Origin of the sequence: Candidatus Manganitrophus noduliformans (assembly GCF_012184425.1) — a bacterium.
GTDB lineage: Bacteria > Nitrospirota > Nitrospiria > SBBL01 > Manganitrophaceae > Manganitrophus > Manganitrophus noduliformans.
Genome location: NZ_VTOW01000001.1, coordinates 1,639,716 through 1,655,896 on the forward strand (window position 1 = coordinate 1,639,716; position 16,181 = coordinate 1,655,896).

A 16,181-nucleotide genomic window follows, 5' to 3' on the forward strand; every position below is an offset into this window, starting at 1 on the left:
GTTTGGGGGAGAACATGGGTTTACAACAGCTGGCATTGAAAATCAGGAAGAGGGAGGGGACCTTCTACAAGGGGCTCTATCAACTCGCGATCCGGGTCCGGCATTTGGCTTGTCCGGTGTTTGTCCCTTTGCACCGGTTCCTCTATTATGAACGGCTCTCAAGGAAATCGGCGTGGCATTATCTCCGGCGGGTCTTCTATTGGGAGCCGCTCTTCAAGAGCATCTGTCGAGAGGTCGGACCGCGGTTCCGGCTGGTCAGCGGCATCCCCTGGGTGGAGGGATATCTCGATATCCGGATCGGGGCGGATGTGACGCTCAACGGCATCACGACGCTCGCCGGGGCGACCGTGTGGGAAAAGCCGGCCCTGGAGATCGGCGATGATTCTTACATCGGTTATCAGGTGACGATCACCGTCGGCCCGCGGGTTCGGATCGGGCGGCATGTCTTGATCGCCGACCGTGTCAGCTTGATCGGATATGACGGCCATCCGCAAGATCCGGTCGAGCGGAGAAACCACCGGCCCGCGCCGAGGGAGGATGGACGGCCGATTGTCATCGAGGACAATGCCTGGATCTGCTCGAACGCGACGATATTAAAAGGGGTCACCGTCGGCGAGGGGGCGATCGTCGCCGCGCACGCGGTCGTCACGTCCGATGTCCCTTCCTACGCCGTGGTGGCCGGGAATCCGGCGCGCGTGGTGAAACAGCTCTCAAGCGCCGTGAGGAGTGAGGCGTGAGGCGTAAGGAGTCAAAGCGCCAAGCGCCGATCATTTACGCCTCCCCCACGCCGGACGTCTCACGGTTTTTAAAGGGCAAGACGAACGGGGATTCCCTCGCGCGTCTACGCGCGATGGTTTTCCGGGAGCAACAGACCCGATGGGGGGCGTTCGGTTTCTCGCCCGAGTGGTCGTTCACCCTCGCGCCGATCGAGGCCGAGGGAGAAAACGCCGCCAAATATCTTGCAACCTTTTTCTCAAAAGATGAAAAACCGCAGCGGAAGGTGTTTCTGAAGCAGTATCACCATCCGCAGATCGACAGCGCCATGGTGGAGAATGAATTTTGCGGGATTCAGATCACACACCAGGCGCTTCAGCCGACCGACCGGTTCCGCGCCCCCCAGCCTTACAGCTGCCGGCTCGACGAGAAGATCCTTTTTATGGAGTATTGTCCCTCCGTCAGCCTGAAAAAAGTGCTTTTCCGGCCGCTTCGTTTTTCGCGCCTGTTGCTTTTGGGCAGGGAGCGTGAGAGACTGCTCGAATATATGATTGAAGCGGGCCGACTCCTGTCGCACTTTCAGCGCGTTCCGCTCAATCACCACCCGGCGGGCGAGAGGGAAACGGCGGAGGGAATCGTACTGCGTTATGAAAAACAGCTCTTGCGTCATCTCGGCATCTGCCGGAAAGGGGGTTTCCCGGAGGATCTGATCCGGCGGATCCAATCTGCCGTGTTCCATCGGCTTGAAAGCCAATCCTTTCCACCGATCGTTTTACAACATTCCGATTTCGCCCCCTGGAATCTGATGGTGGGGGATCGGCATCTTTATTTGACCGATTTTCAAAACTTCACCCCCGGTTTTGCCTCCTTTGATCTGGCGTTCTTCTACTGTGCCCTCGACCTCCTCTACCGTTATCGAACCGTGGACGGGGCGCTTTTGTCCCGGATGCAGTCGGTTTTAGTCGATGCTTATCTCAATGGTCATGAAGAAGCCGGTTTTCTGGAGTTGAAGCAGCCCCTCCCCTTGTTTGAGGCTTTTCGATTGATGCACATGACCTACTTTGCGCAATCTATCTTTTGTATTCCCGCGGGCTCCTATTATCAATCACTCTATGCCGTTCCCTTCCGCCGCTTCTTGATCGAGTGGTTTCACCAGCACCTTGAGGATGAAGGGAGCGCCGCAATGTCGGTACGATGCCGGAAAGAATCTTAATCATCGATGATGAACCGCACCTCGTCATTACGCTCGAGGAGATTCTGCGGCAGGAAGGGTATGAGGTCGACTCCGCGAGGACCGGCAAAGAGGCACTGGAGAAGCTGCGCCACGCGCCCTATGACGTCGCCATCATCGATCATCATCTCCCGGATGGAACCGGACTCTCGCTCCAGAGCGAAATTGAAAAGATCCAGCCCACTCCCGCCACGGTCCTGCTGACCGGCTACGCTTCGATCGAGACCGCCATCGAGGCGCTTCGACGCGGGGTGAGCGATTATCTTTTCAAACCGGCCCATCCGGAGGAGTTGAAGCGGTCGGTCCGGCAGGCGCTGGAGCGGAAGAAGATCTCGGAGGCGGTGACGCTTCAAAGAAAAATGGAGCTGCTTTATCAGGTCGGCCGCTCCATTACCGGAGAGACCGAGTCCGACGCCTTCCTGAAAAATCTGGTTGAAAAACTTTCGGAGGTGCTGGCCCTTCCCCGCTGTCTGCTCTTTCTTTTGACCGAGGAGCGGGAGGCCTTGGTGCTCAACGCTTCAAATGTTCCGGTGGAGCGGGAGGTCCGCATTCCGGTCCGCAGAGGGGTGATCTACGACCTTCTTCATGAGGGGAAAGAGGTCGTCATCGACGATGCACAGAAGGATCGACGGCTTCCTTCTTTATTGAAAAAGTTGCATCTCCGCTCGATGCTGATTGTTCCGATTCTTCTTCGGGGGAACTTGCTCGGTGTCCTTTCGGTCGATTCGGGCGAAGCCCCTCACCGTTTTACCGAATCGGAGGTCAAGCTCGTCCGCTTTATCGCCGATCAGGCGGCGGTCGGCATTGAGAATATACGATTCTGCCAGCGTGAGCGGGACAAAGCGAAAGAGTTCGGTCTCCTGGCGGAGATTGCGACGACGGGGACGGAATTGCACGAGGAGAGAGCGATCCTGAATCTGGCGATTGAGAAGGCCGTTTCGCTGATGCGGGTGGATGCCGGGACCGTTTTTCTGATCGATCCGGAGCGTTGGATCCCGACCCTTTCGGTTTCGCGCGGGCCGTCGTTGGCGCCGACCGGGAGGCCGAAGCCGCTCTCCCCGCGGGGGCTGGAAGGGATGATCGCGCTTTCTCAAAAACCGTGGGCGATTCCGAATATCGGATCGGAGAAGAAGCTCCCGCCGTCGGAGCGGGGAAGGCTGAAAGGATGGGCCTCCTATCTCGGCGTCCCGTTGGTCTATAAGGGAACGACGCGGGGAATTCTCTCGATCGCGACCCGGCAGCCGCGCAGCTTCGTTCCGCGCGAGATCGCGTTGATGAACTCGATCGCGCACCAGGTGGCGCTGACGATCGAGAATGTGCGTCTCTACAAGTTGAACCGGGCGCATCAAGAGGAGCTGCGGCAGCTCTCGCTGAAGGTCCTCTCGACGCAGGAGGACGAGCGGAGGCGGATCTCGCGGGAGCTGCACGATGCGATGGGGCAGGGCCTGCTGGCGCTCAAACTTCACCTGGAGATCCTGGCCGACCAGATCCCTCCGGAGATGGCGAGCCAGCGGGAGGAGATCGGGGAGGCCCACGCCATTGCAACCCAGACGATTGAGGAGATCAGAAGGCTGGTCGCCGATCTGAGGCCGCTCAAGCTGGACGATCTCGGACTGGTCCCCACGCTGCGGGGGCTGATCAAAGACTTTTCCAGGAAGTTTAAGATCCGGACCACGTTGAAGCGGGTGAAGCTATATCGGCGGCTTCCCTCCGACATGGAGACGATGATCTACCGGATCGTTCAGGAGGCGCTGACCAATGTCGCCAAACATGCCCGGGCGACGCAGGTCTCGATCTGGCTGGAGCGGATTGAAGAGCAGGTCCGGGTCCGGGTGATCGACAACGGGGTGGGGTTCGATGCGACCACCCTGGCCCGGCGGCGCGCCCGCCGGTTTGGGCTGGTCGGGATTCAGGAGCGGGTCGACTTAATGGGGGGGGTCTTTCAGATCCTCTCTTGCAGAGGGCGGGGGACGGAGTTGCGGGTCGAGCTTCCCTTTGAACCGGCCGTTCAGAGACCGGAGTGGCTGCCTCCCCCCTCCGGCCCGGAGCTTCGAAGGGAGCCGATCTCGACCAAGGCGACAAAGCGCCCTCTCTCGATCCGCAGGCCGCGGCGGCTCCCGCCCCATTGATTTCGGAGCGGGAATCTGTTTCACTGAAGAATGTTTCCTAACGAAGAATGCGAGACGAAAAATGGCTAAAATAAGGGTTCTGTTGGCCGATGACCACACCTTGCTTCGGCAGGGGATGCGGCGATTGTTGGAAGCGGAAGACGATTTCGAAATTGTGGGAGAGGCCGGCGAGGGGCTGGAGACGATTCACAAGGCGGAGCAGCTTCGCCCCGACGTGGTGGTCCTCGACTACGCCATGCCGGGATTGACCGGACCGCAGGCGGCGGTTCGAATCAAGCAGATGGAGCCGAAGACCAAGCTCATCATCCTGACGATGCATGACGACGAGGAATATGTCGAAGAGGCGCTCGGCGCGGGGGCCTCGGGCTACATGCTAAAAGATTCGGCTTCCCACGAGTTGATCGCGGCGATCCGCTCGGTTTACCGGGGGGATACGTATCTCTCTCCCGGCGTCTCTAAGAAGATCGTGACCGGTTACCTTCAGCGGACGAAACGACCGGAGCCGAAGACCCCTTATGAGCAATTGACCGTTCGGGAGCGGGAAATCCTCCGGCTGCTGGCCGAGGGGCATTCCGCAAAAGAGGTCTCGCGCCTTCTCAACATTCAGCCCAAAACGGTCGACGCGCATCGATCCAACCTCATGAAGAAGCTGGGACTCCACTCCCGCACCGATCTGATCAAATATGCCATCCGAAGAAAGATCATCAAGGTGTAATACGGGTTCGGAATCATTTTCCCGCGTGATCGAAGAATAATCCTAATACGCGGATGCGGGCGGGATGGCGCTCATCGGGGAGGATCTGGAATGGTTGATCTCCGAAAAAGGGGACGGCCATCGCCTGAACCACCTCGAGGGCCGGTTGCCCCTCTTTTCCGGTAATATGAAGCTGATACTGACCGGACGCATCTTCCCGATCGACCGCGAGAAAAAAAGCGATATCGACCCCGCAGACGACGGCGCGATGGCAATCGGCCGGCGGCGCGCCGTCCCAACAGGGGGTGCTCTCGGCCGTTTTTTTCAACGATGCGATTTTCTGGTGATCTTCCGGGGTGAAGTGAAGCGTCCCCTTCCGCGCAGACGAATTCTTCAAAGCGCCTCCAAAAACGGGTGTCGGGGGCCGGGGGCCAGGGACCGGATAAAAACACAGGACAAACGTTTTTTCCCCGACCTCCGACACCCGACACCTTTCTTTAACATCACATTCCCAAATGTTTCTTCAGATTGTCGTTTTCGGCGATCTTCGGGTTGCTCCCCCCGAACTCCTTTGCCTTTTTGAACGACTCCGTCGCTCCGGCGTGATCTCCTTTTCCATCCAGCGCGATGGCCAGGTTGAAATGGGCCTCGGCAAAATCGGGTTTCATCCCCAGCGCTTCTTGAAAAAGCGGCGCCGCCACGTCGTAATGCCCCTGAACGAGATGATCAACCCCTTCGTTGTTCTTGGCCGCCGCGTCTTTATTGCCAATGTCCGCCGGCGACATGATCGCCGGAATCTGGGCGCTTGAGGCGCCTCCTCCTCCCCCTGAACTGTAACAACCGGTGAGAGCCAATAGTACGAATAAGATTGAAAGGGATTTCATCTTCATTTTACACCTCCTGGGTTGATGGATGGCGGTAAACGATCTCCGGATACTATAGGTCAATTTTGTTCCGAATTCAAGTGAGGTTCCCGACAGGGCGGCTTCGTGAAATTCTAATCCGCCAAGCGGATCGTGGGGGTTTCGGATCCCAGGATGGGAATCTTTCCCTGATCGATCGGACGGAGGTAGTCGTCGGCTTCTTTGCGGAGCCGAACGACATCAACCCCCATCCAGTGTCGATCCCGAAAGGGGCTGAGTTGCTCCGATGCGGCGCGCCAGAGTTTTCGGGAGGAGGACGCCTCCCGCATATGAAGTTTAAGGAGCGAGGCGGCGAGATTGATCAATCCCTGAATAAACCGGGCCGGATCGTCCTGCGGCGGATGGCTCTTCCAGAGCGCTTCCCAGACTTCGTGCGCTTCCCAAAAGTAGAACCGGTTGAAGAGATCGACGCCGCGCAGGTATGCTTCGTTCGTCCTCCATCGGTCGGGCGTCCAGAAGGGGTGGGCCTGGGTGCGGACGGCGCGGCGGCTATGTCCTCTCGGGTCGCGGATCGGGTGGGGGAGGAGGCCGGGGACGAATCGATACGCGGGGAGGGTCCGCTCCTTGGCATACCAGGGAAGGGTCTCCATGCGGGGGGGATCGGGAATGGGAGAGAGCGCCGGCATGTCTGTCGGGTCGATCCGTTAGCTCTGGATCTTCTCTTTCATCCAGTGAGAGAGGTGGACATACCGCTTCAGCGTCAGGCCGTCCTGGTCCGCAATTTTGGTGATGAGCAGCCCGTGGCGATAGCAGCCGTCCGGGTCCGTTTGGCTGTCGACCCGAACGACCTGTGCCTCCAGTGGAATCGTCTGCCAATTGGAGAAGGGGAAGAGCGTTTTCGGAAGATAGAGCTTCACCTGAACCGGCGTTCCCATCGAAAGCGCCTCTTCAAGCAGGAGCATGAAGCCGGCCTCGCCGATGCCCATTGCGCGGGCTCGCTGGAAGTGCTGATTGGACAAGGCATACTCCACAGGCAAGGTGACCCCTTCCAGGCGGGTCGATTTTCTTTTGTCGGGACTGTTTTCCATTATCGATTCCTTTCCTCCCTGCGGATGGCCTCCGCCACCTGGACAACCCGCGCGAGGGGTTTGATGTCATGGACCCGAATGATCCGTGCCCCTTGGAACACGGCGATCGCGGCGGCGGCGGCGGTTCCTTCCAACCGTTCCGAAGGAGGAAGGTCGAGAATCCGTCCGATGAACGATTTACGCGAAGGACCGACCAGCAACGGGACCCCGAGATCGGCGAAGTCGCCGAGGCGATGGAGAATTTTCAGGTTGTGATTGGCGGTCTTCCCGAATCCGATCCCGGGATCGACGGCGATCCGGTTTTGTGGAATCCGGTGGAAGACGGCCGCGTCGATCCGCTCGTTTAAGAACCGGCGGATCTCCCCGATCAGATCATGGTAGCGGGGACGGCGCTGCATAGTCTGCGGTGTTCCCTTCGTATGCATGATGACGAGACCGGTCTTACCGCTTGCGGCCACGGACAACATGTGGGGGTCGCGCATGAAACCGCTGACATCGTTGATGATCGAAGCCCCCGCCTCAATCGCCCGCCGCGCCACCTCCGATTTGGTCGTGTCGATCGAGATCGGGATCGCAAGTTGTTTCGCCAGCCGCTCTACGACCGGAACCACACGGCGGGCCTCTTCTTCGACTGAAACCGGGGTTGCGCCGGGCCGGGTCGATTCCCCTCCGATGTCGATCAGGTCGGCTCCTTCCCCTTCCATCCGGAGCGCTTGCTCGACCGCCTGATCCGGATCGAAGAAATGTCCCCCGTCCGAGAAGGAATCGGGAGTGACATTCAAAACGGCCATGATCAACGGCCGCCGGGCGTAATTCAGTCGATAATCGCCGCAGTGCCAGATACCCGCTTGTTTTTTGGATCGGGGCGAACGGCGATGATTGAGAGCAGCCCCTTTTTGCGGGGAAGAAACGAAGAACCCGTCTCTCCCCTTCGTTTTAGGAGATGAGACGGGTTCTTCGTTTGACATGCTTTAACCGTTAAGCTGGAGAGGGAGAAATCGACGACTGAAGGATCCGATCGATTTCCGGGGCATCCAACGACTCTTTCTCCAGGAGGGCCTCGGCCAACGCTTTGAGCGCCTTCATATTGTTCGTGATCAAGGTTTTGGCCCGTTCGTAGTTTTCCGTGACCAAGCGTCTGACTTCATTATCGATCTCAATCGCGGTATACTCCGAATAGTCGCGGTGCTGGTTGATCTCCCGTCCCAAGAAGATTTCCTGCTCTTTCTTCCCGAAGGTCAGCGGGCCCATCTTCTCGCTCATCCCCCACTCGCAAACCATCTTCCGGGCCAGATCGGTCGCTTTCTCGATGTCGTTTCCGGCGCCGGTGGTCACGTTGTTGAGCACCAGCTCCTCGGCGACGCGGCCCCCCATCATGATGGCGATGGTGTTGTAGAGGTATTCTTTGTGATAGTTGTGCCGATCGTCGGTGGGCAGCTGCATCGTCACACCCAAGGCTCGACCGCGCGGGATAATGGTGACCTTGTGGATCGGATCGGTTCCCGGCAACAGCTTGGCAATCAGAGTATGCCCCGCCTCATGCACCGCCGTGATCCGTTTCTCCTCTTCAGAGATGACCATGCTTCGACGCTCGACTCCCATCAAAACTTTGTCTTTGGCCGCTTCAAAATCGTTCATCTCGACCGTCTTTTTCCCCCTCCGGGCAGCCAAAAGAGCCGCCTCGTTGACCAAGTTCTCAAGATCGGCGCCGGCAAATCCCGGTGTTCCCCGGGCGATGATTTCGAGCCCCACATCGGGAGAGATCGGGATTCTCTTCGTGTGGACCTTCAGGATTTCAACCCGCCCTTTCAGATCGGGACGACCGACGACGATCTGACGGTCAAACCGTCCGGGGCGCAGAAGCGCCGGGTCAAGCACATCGGGCCGGTTGGTGGCGGCGATCAAGATGACCCCCTCCGATGTTTCAAAACCGTCCATTTCGACCAGAAGCTGGTTGAGGGTCTGCTCCCGCTCGTCGTGTCCGCCGCCCAACCCGGCGCCGCGATGGCGACCGACGGCGTCAATCTCATCAATAAAGATGATACAGGGGGCGTGTTTCTTCCCCTGCTCGAAAAGATCGCGAACCCGCGAGGCGCCCACGCCGACGAACATTTCAACGAAATCGGAGCCGGAGATCGAAAAGAAAGGAACCCCCGCTTCCCCGGCGATCGCCTTGGCGAGGAGCGTCTTTCCGGTTCCGGGAGGCCCCACGACCAGGACCCCTTTCGGAATCCGTCCGCCGAGTTTCTGAAACTTCGGAGGATCTTTCAGGAATTCAATGATCTCCTCCACCTCTCCTTTTGCTTCATCGATACCGGCGACGTCCGAGAAGGTGATCTTTTTCCGGTCTTCCGAAAGAAGGCGCGCGCGGCTCTTTCCAAAGGAGAGGGCCTTGTTCCCGCCGACCTGCATCTGGCGCATGAAAAAGATCCAGAGGCCGACAAAGAGGATAAACGGACCCCATGTCATCAGGAAGGTCATGTACCAAGGGGGCTCTTCGGGCGGCTTGGCGGTGATCCGGACGTTCTTCTCCCGGAGATTTTTAACGAGGTCGGGATAGGCGGCGGAGTAGGTTTTGAATTTGGTTCCGTCCTTCAGGATTCCCGAAATGTAGTTGTCCTTGATCGTCACCTCGGAGACTTCGCCCTTTTCGGTCTTCGCCATAAAATCGGAGAAGATGATCTCATCTTCAATCGGCCGTGAAGAGGTATTGAAGAGGTTGTAGAGCAGGATCATAAAGAGGGCCACCACGATCCAGGGGGCTAAGTTCTTGAAACGAGGGTTCATTTAATCCTCCTAAAAATCAAAAAAATATTGCTCCACATTCTAACATAGTTTTTTGGCGGTGACAATCAATTCTGCAAGGGTGGAATTGATTGAGAAAACGCCTCCATACAATTCGTGGAGCAAAGAGATCGTTTCAGCCGGCCGGGCCGATCTTTCATGCATCTTCTCGAACGTTTTCCAGCACGGCAATATAGGGGAGGTTCCGGTACTTGTTTTCGTAATCGAGCCCGTATCCGACGACATATTTGTTGGGGATGGTAAAGCCGACATAATCGATGGTGACTTCCGTTTTCCGGCGCTGCGGCTTATCGAGCAGAGTACAGAAACGGAGCGAGTTCGGCTTTCGCGCCATGAGCTTCTTTTTCAGAAAGGTCAGCGTCAATCCGGAGTCGACGATATCCTCGACTACGAGGACATCTTTTCCCTTTAGATTTTGTGTGGTATCCGAAATAACCTTGACCGCCCCGCTGCTTTTTTTCTTTTCACCATAACTTGAAACGACCAGGAAATCAACATGGAGCGGAAGGGGGACGGCCCGCGCCAAGTCGGAAAAAAAGACGAAGGCCCCTTTTAGAACGCCGATCATCAGAAGATCTTTCTCCTGATAATCTTGGGCAATACGCAAGCCGAGCTCCTGGATTCGTTTTCGCATCTCCTCTTGGGTAATCATCGGTTTTCCAAAGATCCGTCCTTCCATTCAGGTGCCCCCAGGGAACGGCTTCACGCCCGGCAGAGAAGCGGGTCGATCCAGCGCGTGCGCTTCCACGATCAATACCTCTTTTGATTTTTCCGTCGCCCGAAACCGGTCGTCGATCCGCAGGCCGACGACCCACAAGATTCCCTCCGGACAGGTCAGGAGGGGGATTGAGGCCCTTTGCGATTTTGGAACTTTTGCGTCAACAAACAGATCTTGAAGTTTCTTGTGTTTGCCCCTCATACCGGCCGGAACAAAAGAATCTCCCGCCCGCCAGCTACGAAGGGTGAAAGGATTGGAAATTCTATCAAAATCGAAAGAAGCGGCGCAAGTGGAAAAAGCGGGCCGGTTTTCTCGGTTCCGATGGAGCGAGACGCTCAGGCGCAAGCCCCACTCCGGAAGGTCGATCGGGTCCGGGGAGGGAAAGAGGATCGTCTCCGGTCGCGCGGATTGAAAAGAGGCCTCCGTCTGTTCCTCTTTCGAAGGCTCCTTTCGGAGAACGAGTTGGGTATAGCCCTTCTCGACCCAAAGACGATGCGGAAGCGGATAGGCTTTCCCGGTCCGGCCGGCGAGGGCTTTCAACAAAACGGTTTCAATATGATGAAAACCGATTCCTTTCAGGCCGGGATGGAGCTGGTCGAGCCCCCACCGGACGATTCGGCGTTGAAGGGCGGGGTGAAGCGGCCGGAGGCGTTCGAGATTGAAGGAGACCGAGGTCTGCTTTTTTTCGACGCCGAGGCGCGGAATCATCTCCTCTGTGTAGCGGGTCAAGAAATCATTCTCTTCCTGCAGCAGTTCCGCTTCTTTGTTGAGCGCCTCCTTTACGTTCGGATTGTATTCCTCGAGAAGGGGAAGAAGCCGATGGCGGACACGGTTCCGGAGATAGATCTCCTGCCGGTTGGATGGATCTTCGATATACGGAATCTGCTCCCGCGATAACGCATCGACGATTTGCTTCCGCGAAATGGACAGCAAAGGACGAATGATCATGCCGTCGCGCATCCGGGGAATCGCGCCGAGTCCCTTCGATCCGGCCCCTCGGAGGAGGCGCATGAGAAAAGTCTCGGCTTGGTCGTCGGCCGTGTGGCCTAAGGCGATCCATCGGGCGCCGACCGCTCCGGCGACCTCTTTGAGGAAGGCATAGCGGACTTCACGGGCCCCTTCTTGTTTTGAGAGATGCCGCTCTTTACAGATGCGCGGGACCGGAAGGGAAGAGAGGGTCATCGGAATGTCCCAATCCGCGCAGAGCCGCTTGACGAAATCGGCTTCTTTCTCCGCCTCGGTTCGAAAGCCGTGATTTAAGTGGGCCACATGAAGGGTGAACTGATAACGCGAAGAGAGTTGCCGGAGGAGGTGAAGCAGACAGACCGAATCAGCCCCGCCGGAAACGCCGACGACGATCTTATCTCCGGGCTGGCGAGGAAATCGTTGGAAGGATAACGCAAACGATTTAAGAATCGATCGGTTCCGACGAACTGAGAGCATCTCCACGTTACCCCGGCGTGGCTCCCTTCTCTTTTAAGACCGCCCGTGCCTGCTCGGAATCCTTTTTCATTTGCTGAACCAGCGCCTCGGACGATTCGAATTTTTGGTCGCCCCGAATCCAGTCGATAAAGGTGACGAGCAGACGCTTGCCGTAGATATCTTCATTGAAGTCGAAGATATGGACCTCCATCCGGTTTTCATGTTCGCCGAACGTCGGCCGCGATCCGATATAAACAATTCCATCGAGGGTGACATACCCCTCCGCCTTGAGGGTGGCCACCCGGACGGCGTAGACCCCCTCCTTCGGCACCAGTTCATTGGGGAGCCGGAAGTTGGCGGTCGGGAAGCCGAGCTTTTTCCCCATCCCATCTCCGGGAAGGACTTTTCCTTCCATCGTATAATACCGGCCCATCATTCGAGCGGCCAGGTAGACGTTTCCCTCTTTCATCAGCTCACGGATTTTAGTGGAGCTGACGGGGATGCCGTCGACGGTCACCGGATCTTTCACCACCACCTCGAATCCAAGCTCTTTGCCGAATCGGATCAGATCCTCCACCTTTCCGGCGCGATCTTTCCCGAATTGGAAGTTGCGGCCGACCACCACCTCTTTGGCGCCGATTTTGTTGTGCAGGTAGGTCTTGGCGAAATCATACGGGCTCAACTCGGCGAAGTTTTTGTTGAATTCGGCGCTGAAGGCGACATCGATCCCGGTCGCCTCGATCTGCCGCATCTTCACCTGAAAGGTGCTCAACAATCGAAGGTCCCGCTCCGGATGCAACACCTTCACGGGATGCGGCTCAAAGGTCAGGATGACCGAGGTTCCCTCTTTTTCCTGGGCCCGCTGGATCGCCTCCGCCAGAATCGCCTGGTGTCCCAAATGAAGTCCGTCGAAGTTGCCGATGGCAACCACCGGATAGGCCTCGATCGGTTTAATGTTGGCCGAGCCGATAAACATTCTCATCTCTTTTCCCCCGAAATGTGCGCCATTTCTTTTGCAAAATAAGTTAAAATCATATCCGCGCCGGCTCGCCGGATCGAGAGGAGCGATTCGATCATGGCGCGCGTCTCGTCGATCCATCCCTTCTGCGCCGCCGCCTTGATCATCGAAAACTCCCCGCTGACCTGATACGCCGCCACCGGAACATTAAAAGTATCCTTCACTTCCCGAATAATATCAAGGTAGGGAAGGGCCGGCTTCACCATCACGATGTCGGCCCCTTCTTCGATATCGAGCGCCACCTCCCGGATCGCCTCGCGCCGGTTGGCCGCATCCATCTGGTAGCTCTTCCGATCTCCGAACTGGGGGGCCGATTGGGCCGCATCCCGAAAAGGGGCGTAGAAGCAGGAGGCATATTTGGCGGCGTAAGAGAGGATCGGGATCTCGGTCTGTCCGTTTTCATCCAACGTCTTCCGGAGGGTCCGGACCCGGCCATCCATCATGTCCGAGGGGGCGATCATGTCGGCTCCGGCCTCGGCATGCGCCAGCGCCATCTTGGAGAGGATCTCCAATGTTTCGTCGTTGAGGATTTTCCCCTCCTTCACCACGCCGCAATGTCCGTGAGAAGTGTATTCATCGATGCAGACATCGGTGATGACGAGAAGATCGGGCGTTTTCTCTTTGATCGCCCGGATCGCCTGCGGGACCACGCCGCGCGGGTCGCAGGCGGCCGATCCGTAGTCATCTTTCGTCTTCGGGATGCCGAAGAGAATCACCGCCGGAATGCCCAGCCGGGCCGCCTCCGTCGTTTCCTTAAGAAGCTCGGGGATCGACAGGCGATACTGCCCCGGCATCGACGTGATTTCGCTTTTCCCTTTCTTTTCCTGGGTGACAAAAAGAGGATAAATCAGGTGGCCGGCCGAAAGCTCGGTCTCGCGGACCATCCGGCGCAATGCTTCACTTGCCCGAAGCCGCCTCGGCCGGTGCGTTGGAAATCCCATAAGAACTCCTAAAGGCTTGTCATTTTCTGTTCCAATTTACTCTTTTTTCCCGAAATAGTCTACAATCGATTCGGCCAGGGCGGGAAGGGTATACTCGCCCGGAATGACATCGACCTTCAATCCGAACTCCCGCGCCGTCTCCGCCGTGATCGGCCCGATGCAGGCAATGGCGCTCCCGGTCAGCCATGATTGCCGCTGCGGGCCGAGGATCTCCATGAAATTGCGAAGGGTGGACGAGCTGGCGAAGGTGATCATATCGACCCGTTTCGCATGAAGGATGGTCTCCAGGGTTGCGGGAACAGGAGTGGGCCGGACCGACCGGTAGACGGGGACGACATCGACCTCGCCCCCTTTTTTTTGAATTTCCTCCGGTAGGATCTCCCGGGCTTCCATGGCGCGGGGAATCAGGAAGCGTTTTCCGGCGATCCCGCGCGCATCCAGTGCCTGGAGCACCCCTTCTGCTTTAAATTCGGCTGGAACCAGATCGACCTGCAGCCCCCACGCCTCAATCTCAGCCGCCGTTCGAGGGCCGATGGCGCAGAGCGAAATTCCCTTCAGCAGCCGGAGGTCTTTTCGGAGGGCGGCGAGCCGTTTCCGGAATGACTGCACCCCGTTGACCGAGGTGAAAATGATCCAATGGTAACGTTCGATCCGTTCGATGGCGGCATCCGCTTCGGCCCAGCTCGGCGGCGGCGCGATCTCAAGGGTCGGAAAGGAGACCGCCTCCGCCCCATAAGAAGAAAGAAGATCGATGAACTCCGGCGCCTGCTCTTTGGCGCGGGTGACGATGATCCGTTTTCCAAAAAGCGGTTTTGATTCGAACCAATTGAGCCGGTTTCGAAGCGAGACCACTTCGCCGATCACCATCACCACCGGCGGCTTCATCCCCTCGATGCCGACCTTCTCAACGATATTGTCGAGCCGGCCGACCAGCGTTTTCTGAAAGGGATGTGTTCCCCACCGGATCAGGGCGATCGGCGTCTTCGGGTCTTTCCCGTGCCGGACCAGCTCCGAGACGATTCCGGCGAGGTTCCCCATTCCCATCAGGAAGACGAGGGTGTCGGGTCCGCCGGCGAGCTTGGCCCAGTCGACAAGACTTCCCTCTTTGGCGGGATCCTCGTGGCCGGTGACGAAGGCGACGGTGGACGCCTTGTCGCGGTGGGTCAACGGAATGCCGGCATAGGTCGGGACGCTCACGGCGGAGGTGACGCCGGGGACCACTTCAAAGGGGATTCCCGCCGCGACCAACGCTTCCGCCTCTTCTCCCCCACGTCCGAAAATAAACGGGTCGCCCCCCTTCAGCCGAACGACGCACTTTCCGGCCTTCGCCGCCTCGATCATCAGCTGATCGATATGCTCTTGATGAAGGGAGCTTCGCGAGCCCCCTTTTTTCCCGACGTAGATCTTCTCCGCCCCCTCTTTTGCGAATTCGAGCAGCTTCGGGTTGGCGAGATAGTCATAGATAATGACATCCGCCTGTTCCAATATTTCTTTCCCGCGCAGGGTGATCAGCTTTGGATCGCCCGGGCCGGCGCCGACCAGGTAGACGGTTCCGTTCTTTTTGTTGGAGGGATGTTGTCCCACGTTGTTTCCTAATCGATTATGTCAGGGTGTTCCGGGCGCCGGCGGTCGTCCCCCTTCATAAACCGCTTTGAGGATTTTGTCCGCCCCTTTGCCCAGGAGTGATTCGGCGACCTGCGTGCCCAGCCGGGCCGCCTCGGAAATCGGCGCCCGTTGCCGCTCCCGGAGCATCTCCCGGCCATCCAGCGTGGCGACCCGTCCTTCGAGGGTGATCTCTTCCCCAGAGAGGGTGGCATAACCTGCAATCGGAACCTGACAGCCCCCCTCCAACCGGATCAAGAGGGCCCGCTCGGCGGTGACCGTGCAGGCGGTTTCCGGATCGTTCAAAAAAGCGATCTGTTGATTGACCTCCCGGTCCTCTCGTCGGCACTCGATTCCCAACGCCCCCTGTCCGATCGCCGGAAGGCTGATGTCGGTCGAAAGATACTCCGTGATCCGATCGCTCCATCCCATCCGGTGAAGACCGGCGGCGGCGAGGATGATCGCTTCGAACTCCCCCTCGGCCACTTTGCGCAGGCGGGTGTCGAGATTCCCGCGGAGCATGGCGAAATCGAGATCGGAGCGATAGGCCCAGAGCTGCGCCTGGCGTCGAAGAGAGCTGGTCCCGATCTTCGCCCCGGAGGGGAGATCGGCCAGCCGAAGACTCCGGCGGCTGATCAACGCATCCCGCGGGTCTTCCCGTTTGGGGATGGCTGCCAGGTGGAGCGGCTCGGGGAGCTCGCTCGGAACGTCCTTCATGCTGTGGACGGCCAGATCGATTTCGTTTCGCAGGAGCGCCTCCTCGATCTCTTTGACGAAGAGTCCCTTCCCTCCCACTTTGGCGAGGGGGACGTCGAGGATTTTATCGCCGGTGGTTTTGATCTTTACGATCTCGACCTGAAACCCCTTCTGCTCGAGCTGGCTTTTCACCCAATTCGCCTGCCAGAGCGCCAACTGGCTCCCGCGGCTCCCGATTTTTAAAACGCTCTTCGCCATTG

Annotated in this window: 16 protein-coding genes; 4 read left to right on the forward strand and 12 right to left on the reverse strand. The window is 58.1% G+C overall.

The features are described 5' to 3' along the window. Positions 1-14: 14 nt before the first annotated feature. The 4 genes from MNODULE_RS08040 to MNODULE_RS08055 all read left to right on the forward strand — a co-directional run bounded on the left by MNODULE_RS08040 (position 15) and on the right by MNODULE_RS08055 (position 4,789). Positions 15-737 carry an acyltransferase gene (locus MNODULE_RS08040; protein ID WP_168058912.1) on the forward strand — a complete coding sequence of 241 codons (723 nt, stop codon included), beginning with the start codon at positions 15-17 and terminating at the stop codon, positions 735-737. Continuing rightward, positions 734-1,927 carry a phosphotransferase gene (locus tag MNODULE_RS08045; RefSeq protein WP_168058913.1) on the forward strand — a complete coding sequence of 398 codons (1,194 nt, stop codon included), beginning with the start codon at positions 734-736 and terminating at the stop codon, positions 1,925-1,927. The genes MNODULE_RS08040 and MNODULE_RS08045 overlap by 4 nt, the downstream gene beginning before the upstream one ends. Next, complete coding sequence (locus MNODULE_RS08050) at positions 1,909-4,074, forward strand: GAF domain-containing protein (RefSeq protein ID WP_168058914.1); 2,166 nt, start codon at positions 1,909-1,911, stop codon at positions 4,072-4,074. Before MNODULE_RS08045 ends, MNODULE_RS08050 begins: the two co-directional genes overlap by 19 nt. A 61-nt stretch (positions 4,075-4,135) precedes the next feature. Then, the gene (locus MNODULE_RS08055; protein ID WP_168058915.1) at positions 4,136-4,789 is read left to right on the forward strand and encodes a response regulator; all 654 of its coding nucleotides are present in this window, start codon (positions 4,136-4,138) and stop codon (positions 4,787-4,789) included. Positions 4,790-4,802: 13 nt separating this feature from the next. On the opposite strand, the gene MNODULE_RS08060 is transcribed toward MNODULE_RS08055, so the two are convergent. From MNODULE_RS08060 to hemC, 12 genes are all read right to left on the reverse strand, one after another. Beyond that, positions 4,803-5,165: a hypothetical protein gene (locus MNODULE_RS08060; protein WP_168058916.1), complete on the reverse strand. Its 363-nt coding sequence runs from the start codon at positions 5,163-5,165 to the stop codon at positions 4,803-4,805. Positions 5,166-5,271: 106 nt separating this feature from the next. Next, entirely contained in the window at positions 5,272-5,658 is a 387-nt protein-coding gene (locus tag MNODULE_RS08065; protein ID WP_168058917.1) for a tetratricopeptide repeat protein, read from the reverse strand. Positions 5,659-5,765: 107 nt separating this feature from the next. Beyond that, the gene (locus tag MNODULE_RS08070) at positions 5,766-6,317 is read right to left on the reverse strand and encodes a DUF309 domain-containing protein (protein ID WP_168058918.1); all 552 of its coding nucleotides are present in this window, start codon (positions 6,315-6,317) and stop codon (positions 5,766-5,768) included. A gap of 18 nt (positions 6,318-6,335) precedes the next feature. Next, positions 6,336-6,719, reverse strand: a complete 384-nt coding sequence (locus tag MNODULE_RS08075) for a PilZ domain-containing protein (protein ID WP_168058919.1) — start codon at positions 6,717-6,719, stop codon at positions 6,336-6,338. Continuing rightward, positions 6,719-7,687, reverse strand: coding sequence for a dihydropteroate synthase (gene folP / locus MNODULE_RS08080; RefSeq protein WP_168058920.1), 969 nt, complete (start codon positions 7,685-7,687; stop codon positions 6,719-6,721). The genes MNODULE_RS08075 and folP overlap by 1 nt, the downstream gene beginning before the upstream one ends. Before the next feature lie 10 nt (positions 7,688-7,697). Beyond that, entirely contained in the window at positions 7,698-9,506 is a 1,809-nt protein-coding gene (gene ftsH / locus MNODULE_RS08085; protein ID WP_168058921.1) for an ATP-dependent zinc metalloprotease FtsH, read from the reverse strand. A gap of 154 nt (positions 9,507-9,660) precedes the next feature. After that, the gene (gene hpt / locus MNODULE_RS08090) at positions 9,661-10,203 is read right to left on the reverse strand and encodes a hypoxanthine phosphoribosyltransferase (RefSeq protein WP_168058922.1); all 543 of its coding nucleotides are present in this window, start codon (positions 10,201-10,203) and stop codon (positions 9,661-9,663) included. Next, a complete protein-coding gene (gene tilS / locus MNODULE_RS08095; RefSeq protein WP_168058923.1) occupies positions 10,204-11,685 on the reverse strand; it encodes a tRNA lysidine(34) synthetase TilS in 1,482 nt (493 codons plus the stop codon). 7 nt (positions 11,686-11,692) lie between these two features. Then, positions 11,693-12,646 (reverse strand): bifunctional riboflavin kinase/FAD synthetase, encoded by a 954-nt coding sequence (locus MNODULE_RS08100; protein ID WP_168058924.1) that lies wholly within the window; start codon positions 12,644-12,646, stop codon positions 11,693-11,695. After that, positions 12,643-13,623, reverse strand: coding sequence for a porphobilinogen synthase (hemB, locus tag MNODULE_RS08105; protein WP_168058925.1), 981 nt, complete (start codon positions 13,621-13,623; stop codon positions 12,643-12,645). Before hemB ends, MNODULE_RS08100 begins: the two co-directional genes overlap by 4 nt. A 36-nt stretch (positions 13,624-13,659) precedes the next feature. Next, entirely contained in the window at positions 13,660-15,207 is a 1,548-nt protein-coding gene (gene cobA, locus MNODULE_RS08110; RefSeq protein WP_168058926.1) for a uroporphyrinogen-III C-methyltransferase, read from the reverse strand. A 21-nt stretch (positions 15,208-15,228) separates the two neighbouring features. After that, positions 15,229-16,179: a hydroxymethylbilane synthase gene (gene hemC, locus MNODULE_RS08115; RefSeq protein WP_168058927.1), complete on the reverse strand. Its 951-nt coding sequence runs from the start codon at positions 16,177-16,179 to the stop codon at positions 15,229-15,231. Positions 16,180-16,181 lie beyond the last annotated feature (2 nt).

Excerpts from the sequence above, each read along its gene's own strand:
- hemB (WP_168058925.1), bottom strand. The coding sequence starts at position 13,623 with ATGGGATTTCCAACGCACCGGCCGAGGCGGCTTCGGGCAAGTGAAGCA.
- tilS (WP_168058923.1), bottom strand. The coding sequence starts at position 11,685 with ATGCTCTCAGTTCGTCGGAACCGATCGATTCTTAAATCGTTTGCGTTA.
- MNODULE_RS08070 (WP_168058918.1), bottom strand. The coding sequence starts at position 6,317 with ATGCCGGCGCTCTCTCCCATTCCCGATCCCCCCCGCATGGAGACCCTT.
- hpt (WP_168058922.1), bottom strand. The coding sequence starts at position 10,203 with ATGGAAGGACGGATCTTTGGAAAACCGATGATTACCCAAGAGGAGATG.
- MNODULE_RS08040 (WP_168058912.1), top strand. The coding sequence starts at position 15 with ATGGGTTTACAACAGCTGGCATTGAAAATCAGGAAGAGGGAGGGGACC.
- ftsH (WP_168058921.1), bottom strand. The coding sequence starts at position 9,506 with ATGAACCCTCGTTTCAAGAACTTAGCCCCCTGGATCGTGGTGGCCCTC.
- hemC (WP_168058927.1), bottom strand. The coding sequence starts at position 16,179 with ATGGCGAAGAGCGTTTTAAAAATCGGGAGCCGCGGGAGCCAGTTGGCG.
- folP (WP_168058920.1), bottom strand. The coding sequence starts at position 7,687 with ATGTCAAACGAAGAACCCGTCTCATCTCCTAAAACGAAGGGGAGAGAC.
- MNODULE_RS08050 (WP_168058914.1), top strand. The coding sequence starts at position 1,909 with ATGCCGGAAAGAATCTTAATCATCGATGATGAACCGCACCTCGTCATT.
- MNODULE_RS08065 (WP_168058917.1), bottom strand. The coding sequence starts at position 5,658 with ATGAAGATGAAATCCCTTTCAATCTTATTCGTACTATTGGCTCTCACC.
- MNODULE_RS08100 (WP_168058924.1), bottom strand. The coding sequence starts at position 12,646 with ATGAGAATGTTTATCGGCTCGGCCAACATTAAACCGATCGAGGCCTAT.
- MNODULE_RS08055 (WP_168058915.1), top strand. The coding sequence starts at position 4,136 with ATGGCTAAAATAAGGGTTCTGTTGGCCGATGACCACACCTTGCTTCGG.
- MNODULE_RS08075 (WP_168058919.1), bottom strand. The coding sequence starts at position 6,719 with ATGGAAAACAGTCCCGACAAAAGAAAATCGACCCGCCTGGAAGGGGTC.